This window comes from Streptomyces sp. NPDC055287 (assembly GCF_053646035.1).
Map to the genome: position 1 here is coordinate 373190 of NZ_JBSHNE010000002.1, position 12303 is coordinate 385492.

Genomic DNA, 12303 nt, shown 5'->3' on the forward strand with positions numbered 1-12303 from the left:
CGCCAACGGCCGCGTCGCGCGCCGATTCGATGTCGCCTGTCGCCGTGCACCTGCGCCTCGATGTACGTGCCGCGAGCGCGCGGCCCTGAACGGGCGCGCCAGGCAGGGAATCAACGATCGGGAGAATCGTTGCGCCGGTCGTCGGCCAAGCCGTGGGTACGGGCCCGAACGCGTCGATCGCGCCCACGCCCTCCGGCCCGAAGCGCCCACGCCCTCCGGCCCGAAGTGACTGTCCGGGTGGCGCTATGTCGCCCGGGCGTGCACCTCCGCCCGCAAGCGCACGTGCAGGAACCGGAACGCGGGGCTCCCCCGTCGGGGTGGCCGAGCCACGTTGCGCGCGCTGTACGCGTACTGCTCGGCCGCCGCGGCCGTGCGCTACGCCCCACCGGAGAGGCTCAGCTCCCACTCGTTCCTGAGTCCGCCGGGGTGAGCGGCGCGGCTGCCGCCGGACAGGCCGGTTGCGTACTGGCTCGCGACCTCCCTCTGGCTCACCCCTGACGCGCGTGGGCCGCGTACGTTACGCCGACCAACGGGGCGTACACCTGCCACCCCAGCGACTCGTACAGCCCCCGTCCCTCCGTCGTCGCGCCCAGCACCCCCACCGAGGCGCCCTGTTCGTACGCCGCCTCCTGGAGCGTGCGCATCACCAGAGCCCCCAAGCCCCTGCGCCGGTGCGCCGGGGCCGTCTCCACCTGGTCCACCACTGCGGTCCTGCCGGTCGGGGAGACCTGGCCGCGCGCCGCGAATCCGCCGTCGGGGGCGAGGACGAGGAGGCGGGTCACGCCGCCCCTCCGCCAGGACTTGAGCGAGTAGCCCTCGGGGGCTCCGGGGGCTACCCAGTCCGACACCCGTCCCGACACCCGTCCCGACCCCCACCCCGACCCGCAGTCCGGCGGCCACTCCGACCCCCGCCCAGACCGGCGCCCCAGCCGTGTCGTCATGAGCCAGCCCGGGCCGTCGGACTTCCATTCCGGGCCGAGCCACGGCGCCACGGTCTCCGGCTCCAGGAACACCTTGAGCGAGACGGCCGGCGCGGCGTACACCTCGGCCAGCTTGCGGACCGTCTCCTCGTCGGCGTCGGTCATCACGTGCCGGGTGGCGTGGTGGGGGAGCCCCACGTCGACCGTGAGGCCCCAGGGCTGCTGCACGGGGTCCGCCGCACCGCGCGACACGACCCATCCCTCGACCCACGCGCGGATCGCGTCGGCGGTGGAATCGAAGGATCCGCTGCACGTCGACGTGCTGCTCACTGACGCGCTGCGCATGGACGACGTGTCGTTCGGCATCCTGCCCCCAGGTAATAGATGACTTGCGCCAGAGGTTATTACCTCATCCCGGTTCGCGGCGATCGTTGATCGCTCACAGCGAACGTGAACCCGGCCGGGAACATCCAGGAGGCCCCAAGCATTGAGTCGGCATAGCTCAAGTTCACTGCCGAAGGGGAGATCATGGCATCGACGTCCAACCCGCTCACCCTGCCCGTGTTGCCGCTCGACGACGAGGTCGTGCTGCCGGGAATGGTGGTGCCCCTGGACCTTTCCGATACCGACGTACGCGCCGCGGTGGAGGCCGCGCAGGCCGCCGCCCGTTCCAGTGGCAACAAGCCACAGGTGCTTCTCGTTCCGCGTATCGACGGCACGTACGCCGCGACTGGCGTGCTGGGCACCGTCGAGCAGGTCGGGCGGCTCTCCGACGGCGACCCCGGCGCCCTGATCCGCGGCCGCAGCCGCGTCCAGATCGGTGCCGGGACGACCGGGCCCGGTGCCGCGCTGTGGGTCGAGGGCGCCGGTGTCGACGAGACGCTGCCCGACCCCCTTCCCGGGGCGGTCACCGAGCTGGTCAAGGAGTACAAGGCACTCGCCACCAGCTGGCTGAAGAAGCGCGGCGCCTGGCAGGTCGTCGACCGCGTCCAGCAGATCGACGGCGTCTCCGCCCTCGCCGACAACTCCGGCTACTCGCCGTTCCTCACCACCACCCAGAAGGTCGAGCTGCTCGAGACCGCCGACCCGGTGGTCCGCCTCAAGCTCGCCGTGAAGTGGCTGAGCGAGCACCTGGCCGAGCAGGACGTCGCCGAGTCCATCGCCAAGGACGTGCAGGAAGGTGTCGACAAGCAGCAGCGTGAGTTCCTGCTGCGCCGCCAGCTCGACGCCGTGCGCAAGGAACTGCGTGAGATCAACGGCCAGGACGGCGAGGACGAGTCCGACGACTACCGCACCCGCGTCGAGGCCGCCGACCTCCCCGAGAAGGTGCGCGAGGCCGCCCTCAAGGAGGTCGACAAGCTGGAGCGGTCCTCCGACCAGTCCCCCGAGGGGTCCTGGATCCGGACGTGGCTGGACACCGTCCTCGAGCTGCCGTGGTCCGAGCGGACCGAGGACCAGTACGACATCCGTGGCGCCAAGGCTGTCCTGGACGCCGAGCACGCCGGTCTGGAGGACGTGAAGGAGCGCATCACCGAGTACCTCGCGGTGCGCAAGCGCCGGGCCGACCGCGGTCTCGGTGTCGTCGGCGGCCGTCGCGGGGGCGCGGTGCTGGCCCTCGTCGGCCCGCCCGGCGTCGGTAAGACGTCGCTCGGCGAGTCCGTCGCGCACGCGATGGGCCGCAAGTTCGTACGGGTCGCGCTCGGCGGCGTACGCGACGAGGCGGAGATCCGCGGACACCGCCGTACGTACGTCGGGGCTCTTCCGGGGCGGATCGTGCGCGCCATCAAGGAAGCCGGGTCGATGAACCCCGTCGTCCTTCTCGACGAGATCGAGAAGGTGGGGTCCGACTTCCGAGGCGATCCGGCCGCGGCGCTGCTCGAAGTGCTCGACCCCGCGCAGAACCACACGTTCCGGGACCACTACCTGGAGGTCGAGCTCGACCTCTCCGACGTGGTCTTCCTCGCCACCGCCAACGTCCTTGAAGCCATCCCGGAGGCGCTGCTCGACCGTATGGAGCTGGTCAGGCTCGACGGCTACACGGAGGACGAGAAGGTCGTCATCGCCCGTGACCACCTGCTGCCGCGCCAGCTGGAGCGGGCCGGCCTGGAGCCGGGCGAGGTCACCCTCGACGAGTCCGCGCTGCGCAAGCTGGCGGGCGAGTACACCCGAGAGGCGGGCGTACGGAACCTGGAGCGCTCGGTGGCCCGCCTCCTGCGCAAGGTGGCGGCCCGGCACGAGCTCGGCGAGCAGAAGCTCCCGCTCACGATCACGGACGGTGACCTCCGCACCCTGATCGGCCGGCCACACCACGTGCCCGAGTCGGCCCAGGACCCCTCGGAGCGCCGTACGGCGGTGCCGGGCGTGGCCACGGGGCTCGCGGTCACGGGTGCGGGCGGTGACGTGCTCTTCGTCGAGGCGTCGCTCGCGGACGAGGAGACGGGCGGTGCGGGGCTGACGCTCACGGGCCAGCTCGGTGACGTCATGAAGGAGTCCGCCCAGATCGCGCTCTCCTTCCTCCGCTCGCACGGCGCGGAACTGGAGCTGCCGGTCGCCGACCTGAAGGACCGGGGCGTACACATCCACTTCCCGGCGGGCGCGGTGCCCAAGGACGGTCCGAGTGCGGGCATCACGATGACGACGGCCCTGGCGTCGCTGCTGTCCGGGCGGCTGGTCCGTACGGACGTGGCCATGACGGGCGAGGTGTCCCTGACCGGGCGCGTCCTGCCGATCGGCGGTCTGAAGCAGAAGCTGCTTGCCGCGCACCGGGCGGGTACGACGACGGTCGTGATCCCGAAGCGGAACGAGGCCGACCTGGACGACGTACCGGCGGAGATCCTCGACAAGCTGGAGATCCACCCGGTCACGGACGTCCGTCAGGTCCTGGAGATCGCGCTGGCTCGCGCAGAGGTACGGGTGCCGGCGGCGGCGTGACGGACGCCGCCGGTGGCCCGGCCGTGGCAGGCCCCCTGTTCCTCTCGTCCGAGGGGGGCGGGGGCCTCCGCCTGCCCGGCGCGGCGCGGGGCTTCCGCGCGAAAGGGCAGGTAATCGGATACAACGGAGGTAGGGCGGGAACGGCGGGGGAGAGCTACAGCGAGGGCGAGGTGGCGGCATGGGCGTACCGGAGCGGCTCACGGTGGCCGTCGGTCTTCTCGACATACGCCCCGACGACCGCGTACTGGAGATCGGCTGCGGGCGCGGTGCCGCCGCCGGGCTGATCCTGGAGAGCCTGCCGCGCGGCGAGCTCGTGGCACTGGACCGCTCCGACGTGGCCGTGGCGGCCGCCGGCGAGCGCAACGCGGAGGCCGTGGCCGCGGGCCGGGCCCGGTTCATCCACATGGCTCTGGCCGACGCCGATCCCGTCGCGCTCGGCCACTTCGACAAGATCCTCGCGGTCGACGTCAACGTCTTCTGGACCGGACCGGCCACCAGCGAGCTGGAGGCCGTCGCCCGGCTGCTCCGGCCGACGGGCAGTCTGGTGCTCTGTTACGACCCCCCGGACGCGGCGCAGGTCGCCAAGGTGAAGGGCCTGCTGCTCACGCACCTCAGCGACGCGGGGTTCATCGCCACCGCGACGACGCATCCGCTGGCGGACGGCTCGTCCCTGCTGGGCGTCGTCGGGGCGGTCGCCCGGTTGCCGGGGGACGGGGCCTGAGGGCAATCGCACTCGCGGCACCAGGGCACTACTCACTCAGGGCCTCGGGGCCCCAGGGCACTCACTCAGGGCACGGGTGCACTCGCGGCACCGGGGCCCCAGGGCACTGGTGCACGCGCTCCGCCACCGCGCCAGGTTCCCCGGTGGACGCGGGACCGGGCTCACCGGGGAACCGGGCGCGGGAGCGGCCTGCCGGTCAGCCGTAGGCCAGGGCCTGTACGCGGTCCAGGGCGCCGTTGAACTTGTTGTGGTCGCCGACGATGGGTCCGGTGGAGGTGTACTGCCACATGGTCTGTACCCCCCAGCCGGCCGGAAGCTCGCCCACGGTCGTGTTGTAGCGGGCGATCCACAGCGGGTTGACGGAGCCGAAGCCGCCGTAGTTGCCGGTGCAGTCCTTCCACCAGCTGGTCGCCGTGTAGATGACGGCGTCGCGGCCGGTGCGGGCCTTGTACGTGGTGAGGAAGTCGCGGATCCAGGCGACCATCCCGCTCTGCGTCTTGCCGTAGCACTGCGCGCCGTACGGGTTCCACTCGATGTCGAGCGCGCCCGGCAGCGTCCTGCCGTCGCGCGACCAGCCGCCGCCGTTGTCGACGAAGTAGTTGGCCTGGTTGGCGCCGCTGGAGTCGTTGGGCGTCGCGAAGTGGTAGGCGCCGCGGATCATGCCGACGTTGTACGAGCCGGTGTACTGCTGCCCGAAGTACGGGTTTTTGTAGTAGTTCCCCTCGGTGGCCTTCACGTAGGCCCACTTGACGCCGCTGGTCCACAGGGAGGACCAATTGACGTTGCCCTGGTGACTGCTGACGTCCACGCCTTCGGTCTGCGTGACGCGGGTGTCGCGCGGCAGGCCGCCCTGGCCGTCGTGCTTGACGACCCCGATGCCCATGTGGGCAGAACCGCGCTCGGGCTTCTCGGCGGCGGCGGTAGTGGCTGGGGCGTCGGTGGCGGTGGCCGCGCCGGGGAGGGTGAGGAGGAGGGCGAGAGCGGAGAGGACGGAGAAGAGAATCCCGGCCGCCGCGGTGTGCGGGCGGCGGGCCGTTCCGGATCTGTGCACGGACATTGCGTGCCTCCGAAAGGCATCGGTGGGGGATGCGGAAACAGGCCCGGGTGAGACCTGTCGACAAGGCCACTGGCGTGGGCATGTCATCAAGGAAGCTACGCACGTAGACCGGGGCTGAGGAAGGGGGGCTGGGTACCGCCGTTGGTCTACTCCTGCGAAATACTGACAGAGCTGCGGCAATGGCCACTGGTGAAAGAAAACTTCAGGGTGAGGAAAGCGCGCAAATGAGTTCTGACGTGCACGGAAGCGGAAGAGCGGATGAGGGGCGCGTGTCGGAGGCGAGTGGTGTGGACCACGAATTCCTCGCGCTGGAACGCGAATTGGCCGTCTTTCTGCGCCGGGCCCGTGCTTCCTCCGGCGACATGGCCCGCGAAGTCCACCCCGAGCTGGAGCCGGCGGCGTACGGGCTGCTCGTACGGCTCGACGAGGCGGACCGGCAGCGGGCCACGGACCTGGCCGCGTGGTTCGGCGTGGGCAAGGCGACGATGAGCCGGCAGTTGCGGGCCCTCGAGGACCTCGGCCTGGTCACCCGCGAGCCGGACCCGGCCGACGGCCGGGCCTCGCTGGTCGCGCTCACCGAGGAGGGGCGGGCCCGCTTCCGGCGGGTACGGGATGCGCGGCGAGCCCGGTACGTACGCAAGCTGGCGGGATGGGACCGGGCGGAGGTGGCGGAACTGGCGCGGCTGCTGCACCAGTTGAATGCGCGGGCGGAGGGGTGAGGGGGCGTGGGTGAAGGGGGAGGTCCACGGCCCCGGGGCTTCCCGGGCCGCCTTCGGGCGTGCGTCCCGTGAGGGAGCGGGACCCGGGGCGAAGCCCCATTCCACTCACGGCTCCGCCCACGGACTCACGGCTCCATCCCGCACCGCTCACAGCTCCGCGTACACCACCGCCGCATCGTCGTGCCGCTTCCACCGCCGTACCAGCGGCGAGGCCGCCGTGTCGCCCTCCTCCAGCGCCCGCACGCGGTCGATCAAGGCCTGCGCGCCTTCCTTGCGCAGTACGCCCACGCACTCCGCCCAGTTCCCCTCCCCGAACATGTCCACCCACCGCGACGCCCCGTCGCTGAGCGCCGCAAGCGCCCGTACCTCCGCCCGGGCCGTCACCCCCGTCACCGCCCGCTCCGCCACCGCCGGATCGGCGGCCGCCGTGAAGAAGCCGCCCTCCGTGTTCCGCAGGGCATCGGTCGCGGTGAGCGACGCCAGGATCTCCGGGGGGACGCGGTCGAGGCGGTCGTCGAGCACGGGGCGCACCGTGCCGTCCGGGCACTCCAGCAGCAGCGCCGAGTCCGACAGCACCAGGTGTTCGATCTCTTCCGCCCCCCAGCGCGCCAGGATCACCGTCGCCTGAGGCGTGCGCACGTGAGAAAGGTCACAGCTGTCGCGGTGGGCGTCGGCGGTGCGGCGAATTGCCTCCGCGAGGATCTCGGTGAGCGACAAATCGCCCCGCGAAGCGGACAATTCGAGCAGCGCGCCGCCGAGCCGCGCGGTGAACCAGGGGACCGGGTGAACGCACCCGTAGTCGCTCGCCGGAGGGGTCACGCCGTCCAGCAGGACCAGCGCCCCGCCCTGCCCGGCGGCAGGCAGGGCGACGGACGCCCAGTCCTCGTTGGGGCGTTCGGGGTCGCCGGGGGCCGTGGCCAGTTCGAAGCGCATGCGGCCAAGTCTGCATGAGGTGCCGCGGTGCCGCCCGGCGGCTTTGCCGTGGCGCCCAATTGGCCCGTACCAGCAGATGAGGTGCGGGTTTATGGGCGGAATGGGGCACTCCGCGAAACTGCGGGGGCGCATACTGCCAAAGGCCGGGCTGAAGTTCCAACCGGCACTCCGTGCGTTCGTGAGGCGAAGCGCCTCGGGAGTTGTTCGCCAACTCCCGATTGATGTTCACTCGTTCAGGTGGCGGAGCGCGGTGATGCGAGCCTTCTTCCCAAAAGCACTGGAATGGTTCGAAGCCATTCCTGGGGTGGGGGCGCTCTTGTGTGAACAGTCGTCACCTCGGCCACGTGAGCAGACGAGTCAAGCAAGAATGCGAGCACCGGTGCAGAAAAAGCGGCCTCGTGGCGACAGCGGTATTGGCGAGCGGACCGAACGCACCGTACGGGTACGCAGTCGGCTGGTCGCCGGCGTGGCCCTCGTCGGCGTCACCGTCCTCGCCGCCGGTACGCCCGCCATCCTCAGCGCCTCTTCCGAACTCTCCGAGTCCCAGCGCCTGGTAACCCTCGCCGAACTGAACCGGCAGGCCGTCACGCTCGCCCACTCCCTCGCCGACGAACGCGACGACGTCACCGCGTTCATCGCGGCCGGACGCGGTGGCGGGAACGCGGGAGGCAGCGGAGACGGTGGTAAGGGCAAGAGCCAAGGCCTCTCCGAGAGCCGCAGCGCCCGCGTCGACCGGCAGATGGACGAGATCGAGCTCGCGGCCCCGGCCGGCCTGCGCCGCGACCTGGCCAGGATCCCCGGAATCCGCCGCGACGCCCTCACCGGCGAAGGCACCGCGCTGGAGGCCCACAAGGCGTACACCGGCGCGATCGAGAAGCTCCAGGACCTCGCCGACGAGCTCGCCGACAAGACGCCCCCGCGAGCCGCCGAGGCCACCCGCGCGCCCGCCTCGCTCGGGCAGGCCGTCGAGCAGGCCGCCGCCACCCGCGGGCTGCTGCTCGCCGCGCTCTCCGTGCCGCGCGAGAACACCGGCAGCCGCGTCGACCCCGTCACCGGACTCCTGGTTCCCGTCGAGGAGGACCCGGACTCCGAGAGCGTGCGCACCCGCAACGCGCTCAGCGCCGCCGCCCAGCAGTCGCGCGTACGCGAGCTCGCCGCCCTCGGCGACTTCGACCAGGCCGCCGGCCACGCCGCCCGCGAGTCCCTCAAGACCACCGTCACCGGCCCCGAGGTCAAGACCGCCGAGCAGTTCCTCGCGCGCCTCACCGACCAGCCCCAGCTCTCCGACGGCGAGCTCGCCACCGACCGCGCGAAGGCCGAGGCCGCCCTGTCGGCCCGTATCGACCTCATGCGCGGCGTCGAGTCCTCCCTCGGTTCGGCGCAGGTCAACCGGCTCTCCCAGCTGCGCGACGACGACGTCACCGCGCTGGAGATCCGGATCGCCCTGGCCGGTGTCTGCCTGCTCGTCGCCGTCGGCGTCAGCACAGCCGTCGCCCGTACGCTCACCCGCCCGCTCGCCGTGCTGCGCCTCGGCGCCGCGCGGCTGGCCGCCGAACCGGAGCCCGGGGGCGAGGCGGTCGAGCCGGTCCGCTTCAACGGCCGCAACGACGAGTTCGCCCAGGTCGTACGCTCCCTCAACACGCTGCACGCCAGGCTCGGCGAGGTTGGCGCCCGCGCGGAGAAGCTCGCCGGTGACCGTACGCACCTGATCGGCCAGCGCGAGACCCTCGCCACCCAGCGCGCCGAACTCCAGGAGCAGGTCGCCGAGGCCGCGGCGCAGTTGGAGCGGATGCGTCACACCGTCCACTCCACCTTCGTCAACCTCTCGCTGCGCACCCTGGGCGTCGTCGAGCGCCAGCTCGGCGTCATCGAGAGCCTGGAGGAGCGCGAGCAGGACCCGGAGCGCCTGGCGACGCTCTTCAAGCTCGACCACATGGCGACCGTGATGCGCCGCCACGGCGAGAACCTGCTCGTCCTGGCCGGTACGGAGCACGGGCAGGGGCAGCAGGGCCCGGTGCCGCTCGTCGACGTACTGCGCGCCGCCGTGAGTGAGATCGAGCGGTACGAGCGGGTGGCCATCCAGTCGATCCCGCCGCACGCCCAGATCGCGGGCTTCGCCGCCAACGACCTCAGCCACCTGCTCGCGGAACTCCTGGAGAACGCCACCTCGTTCTCCCCGCCCGACGCCAAGGTCGAGCTCTCCGGATGGCTCCTGGAAAGCGGCGAGGTCATGCTCTCCGTCCAGGACGCGGGCATCGGCGTGGCGCCGGACCGGCTCACCGACCTGAACGAGCGCCTCGCCGACCCCGGTTCGTACGAGCCGGGAGACGGCGCCGACGGCGGCATCGGCCTGCACGTGGCGGCGCTGCTGGCGGCCCGCCACGGCGTCCGCGTCACGCTGCGCGAGCAGAAGCAGGGCGGCGTGGCCGCGGTCGTCGTACTGCCCGACGCCCTACTGCCCGACGCACCGCCGATGGCGGCGCCGCCCGCTGTGCCGGTGGCCGGCGACGCGCCCACGCTGAACCTGCCCGGATCGGTCGCGGAGGCCAACTCCAACACACTGCAGGGGCGTGCGGTACTCGGCGACCCGCTGCGGGAGGGGCTGAAGGACCCGCTGGTGGAGGCGGCCGAGCGGACGATCCTGGAGGACGCGGAGCAGTCGGAAGCGGAGACGGTCGCCGAGGCACCGGCCGCCACCGAGGCACCGGCCGCCACCGCGCCGACGGAGGACGCGACCGAGTCGGTGGCGGACGCGGCACCGGCTGACGAGGCCGAGCCGGCGGAAGATGCCGAGCCGACTGCCGACGTGACCGAGCCGGCCGGCGGCGCCGAATCGTCCGAAATCACACAGTCGGCCGACGGCGGCACCGAGCTGCCCGCCAACGCCGCGTCCGCTCCCGGCCCGTACGCCATCGGCCCCGACACACATGAACGCGCCGCCGACGGGAACGCGGACACCGTGGCCCCGATCGACGGTCCGGTCGACGGTCCGGTCGACGAACCGACCTGGACGATGCGGCTGCCCAAGCAGTCCGCCGCGCCCGAGGGCGAGATGGACGCCGACACGGAGGTGGACTTGGAGGTGGACGCCGGCACCGGCGACGCCACCGCGGCGACCGCTCCCGTCCCGGCCCCCGCACCCGCCCCGGCCAGGACAAAGGTCGAGCCGGTCACCGACAAGGGGCTGCCCAAGCGCACCCCCAAGGTCGTCAAGTCCGGCCCGGCCGAGCCCAAGGAGCGCTCCGGCAGCGTCGACGCGGACGCCCTGCGGCGTCGGCTCGGCGGCTTCCACCAGGGCGCGATCAAGGGCCGTCGCGATGTCGAGGCAGAGATCTCAGGACACGGAGACCGTACGAACGAAGCCAGCGACAAAGAGACAGAAACCAAGGGGGACACAGTTGAGGAGGCACGCAGTTGACTGCGTCCAGCACGTTCGGGCTGAGTAGCGAAGCCCGTAATCTCCATTGGCTGTTGAGCAATCTGGTCGACGAGGTGCCGGGACTCCTCTCGGTGGCCGTCGTGTCGTCCGACGGGCTACTCCTCCTGTCCTCCGACCCGGAACAGAACGTCGGACCGGCCGCCCCCGCCGTCCGCCAGGACGGTCCGAAAGGTTCGAGCGCCGACCTGGCGACCATCGTCTCGGGACTCGCCAGCCTCACCCAGGGCGCGGCGAAACTGATGGACGGCGGCGGCGTCAAGCAGACGATGATCGCGATGGAGTCGGGCAGCGTCTTCGTCATGGCGATCAGCGACGGCTCGCTGCTCGGCGTGCACGGCTCGCCGGACTGCGACATGAGCGTCGTGGCGTACCACATGGCGCTCTTCGTCGGCCGCGCCGGCCACGTCCTCACCCCCGAACTCCGCAGTGAGCTGCGCAAATCGTTGGAGAGCGCCCTGTGACGCCGTCCACCACCGCCAAACTTCCGGTACGGGGCGACGGCCGCAGGCCCGCCCGCGTACGCCCGTACTCGCTCACCGGCGGTCGCACCCGCTTCACGCACGTCCTGCTCGTCGAGACCTTCGTGGCGGCGATCGAAGCGTCCGAGGAACGGCGCGAGCTGACCAACGGCGGCCTCCAGACGCGCGTCATGCCGGAGATGCGGGCGATCGTCGAGCTGTGCCGCCGGATGCGTACGGTCGCGGAGATCTCCGCACTGCTGAAGATGCCGCTGGGCGTGGTCCGCGTGCTGCTCAGCGACTTGGCCGACCAGGGAAAGATCCGTGTGTACGGGACCGGGCACGCGCCCGGCCAGCCGAACCGCGCGCTGCTCGAAAGGGTGCTGAGTGGACTCCGTCGTCTCTGAGACCGAGACCTTCCATGCCCGCGCCACCAGCCACACGCTGTCGGTCCCGGCCCAGCCCCAGGCTCCCCCGACGGCTCTGCCGCCGCAGGCGGACGAGGGCGCACGGGACTGGCAGACCGACCGGACCCGGGCCCCGATAGCCACCAAGATCGTGGTCGCGGGCGGCTTCGGTGTCGGCAAGACCACGTTCGTCGGATCGGTCTCCGAGATCACCCCGCTCAAGACCGAGGCGGTGATGACCGCCGCGAGTGAGGACACCGACGATCTCTCCGCGACGCCGGACAAGACGACCACGACGGTCGCGATGGACTTCGGCCGCGTCACCCTCGACGACGACCTGGTGCTGTACGTCTTCGGAACGCCCGGTCAGCAGCGGTTCTGGTTCATGTGGGACGACCTGGTGCGCGGCGCGATCGGCGCGGTCGTCATGGCCGACACGCGCCGCCTGTCCGACTGCTTCCCCGCGCTCGACTACTTCGAGAGCTGCGGGCTGCCGTACATCGTCGCCGTCAACCACTTCGAGGGAACGGCGTCGTACGAGGCCGAGGATGTCAGGGAAGCCCTGACCGTGCCGCCGCACGTACCGGTTGTGATCATGGACGCGCGCAAGCGGATCACGGTGGTCGACTCGCTGCTCGCCCTCGTCGGCCACGCGCTCGCCGTCACGCCCGAATAGCGCCGAAGCGCCGTACCCCCGAACAGCTACTCAACGGAGAAC

Annotated in this window: 10 protein-coding genes; 7 read left to right on the forward strand and 3 right to left on the reverse strand. The window is 71.6% G+C overall.

Annotated features, from left to right (window positions below; genetic code table 11):
• Positions 1-488 precede the first annotated feature (488 nt).
• Positions 489-1286: a GNAT family N-acetyltransferase gene (locus ACWIHY_RS05015; protein ID WP_454374193.1), complete on the reverse strand. Its 798-nt coding sequence runs from the start codon at positions 1284-1286 to the stop codon at positions 489-491.
• A gap of 162 nt (positions 1287-1448) precedes the next feature.
• Between ACWIHY_RS05015 and lon the strand changes: the two genes are divergently transcribed.
• Both lon and ACWIHY_RS05025 read left to right on the forward strand, forming a co-directional pair.
• Positions 1449-3851, forward strand: coding sequence for an endopeptidase La (gene lon, locus ACWIHY_RS05020; protein ID WP_454374194.1), 2403 nt, complete (start codon positions 1449-1451; stop codon positions 3849-3851).
• Between the two features lie 178 nt (positions 3852-4029).
• Positions 4030-4572 (forward strand): SAM-dependent methyltransferase, encoded by a 543-nt coding sequence (locus ACWIHY_RS05025; RefSeq protein WP_454374196.1) that lies wholly within the window; start codon positions 4030-4032, stop codon positions 4570-4572.
• 196 nt (positions 4573-4768) lie between these two features.
• Here the strand turns inward: ACWIHY_RS05025 and ACWIHY_RS05030 are convergent, their stop codons facing one another.
• Positions 4769-5629, reverse strand: coding sequence for a lysozyme (locus ACWIHY_RS05030; protein WP_454374197.1), 861 nt, complete (start codon positions 5627-5629; stop codon positions 4769-4771).
• A 224-nt stretch (positions 5630-5853) separates the two neighbouring features.
• On the opposite strand from ACWIHY_RS05030, the gene ACWIHY_RS05035 reads away from it, so the two are divergent.
• Positions 5854-6348 (forward strand): MarR family winged helix-turn-helix transcriptional regulator, encoded by a 495-nt coding sequence (locus ACWIHY_RS05035; protein WP_454374198.1) that lies wholly within the window; start codon positions 5854-5856, stop codon positions 6346-6348.
• Between the two features lie 147 nt (positions 6349-6495).
• Here the strand turns inward: ACWIHY_RS05035 and ACWIHY_RS05040 are convergent, their stop codons facing one another.
• Positions 6496-7281, reverse strand: coding sequence for a hypothetical protein (locus tag ACWIHY_RS05040; RefSeq protein ID WP_454374199.1), 786 nt, complete (start codon positions 7279-7281; stop codon positions 6496-6498).
• Positions 7282-7660: 379 nt separating this feature from the next.
• On the opposite strand from ACWIHY_RS05040, the gene ACWIHY_RS05045 reads away from it, so the two are divergent.
• Genes ACWIHY_RS05045 through ACWIHY_RS05060 form a run of 4 tightly spaced genes read left to right on the forward strand, consistent with a single transcriptional unit; the run spans position 7661 to position 12261 of the window.
• A complete protein-coding gene (locus ACWIHY_RS05045; RefSeq protein WP_454374200.1) occupies positions 7661-10699 on the forward strand; it encodes a sensor histidine kinase in 3039 nt (1012 codons plus the stop codon).
• Positions 10696-11181, forward strand: a complete 486-nt coding sequence (locus ACWIHY_RS05050) for a roadblock/LC7 domain-containing protein (RefSeq protein WP_454374201.1) — start codon at positions 10696-10698, stop codon at positions 11179-11181. The genes ACWIHY_RS05045 and ACWIHY_RS05050 overlap by 4 nt, the downstream gene beginning before the upstream one ends.
• Positions 11178-11585 carry a DUF742 domain-containing protein gene (locus ACWIHY_RS05055; protein ID WP_214971774.1) on the forward strand — a complete coding sequence of 136 codons (408 nt, stop codon included), beginning with the start codon at positions 11178-11180 and terminating at the stop codon, positions 11583-11585. Before ACWIHY_RS05050 ends, ACWIHY_RS05055 begins: the two co-directional genes overlap by 4 nt.
• Positions 11566-12261 carry a GTP-binding protein gene (locus ACWIHY_RS05060; protein ID WP_454374202.1) on the forward strand — a complete coding sequence of 232 codons (696 nt, stop codon included), beginning with the start codon at positions 11566-11568 and terminating at the stop codon, positions 12259-12261. The genes ACWIHY_RS05055 and ACWIHY_RS05060 overlap by 20 nt, the downstream gene beginning before the upstream one ends.
• Positions 12262-12303 lie beyond the last annotated feature (42 nt).

Coding starts and splice junctions, on each gene's coding strand:
- ACWIHY_RS05015 (WP_454374193.1), bottom strand. CDS start 1,286: ATGCCGAACGACACGTCGTCCATGCGCAGCGCGTCAGTGAGCAGCACG.
- lon (WP_454374194.1), top strand. CDS start 1,449: ATGGCATCGACGTCCAACCCGCTCACCCTGCCCGTGTTGCCGCTCGAC.
- ACWIHY_RS05025 (WP_454374196.1), top strand. CDS start 4,030: ATGGGCGTACCGGAGCGGCTCACGGTGGCCGTCGGTCTTCTCGACATA.
- ACWIHY_RS05030 (WP_454374197.1), bottom strand. CDS start 5,629: ATGTCCGTGCACAGATCCGGAACGGCCCGCCGCCCGCACACCGCGGCG.
- ACWIHY_RS05035 (WP_454374198.1), top strand. CDS start 5,854: ATGAGTTCTGACGTGCACGGAAGCGGAAGAGCGGATGAGGGGCGCGTG.
- ACWIHY_RS05040 (WP_454374199.1), bottom strand. CDS start 7,281: ATGCGCTTCGAACTGGCCACGGCCCCCGGCGACCCCGAACGCCCCAAC.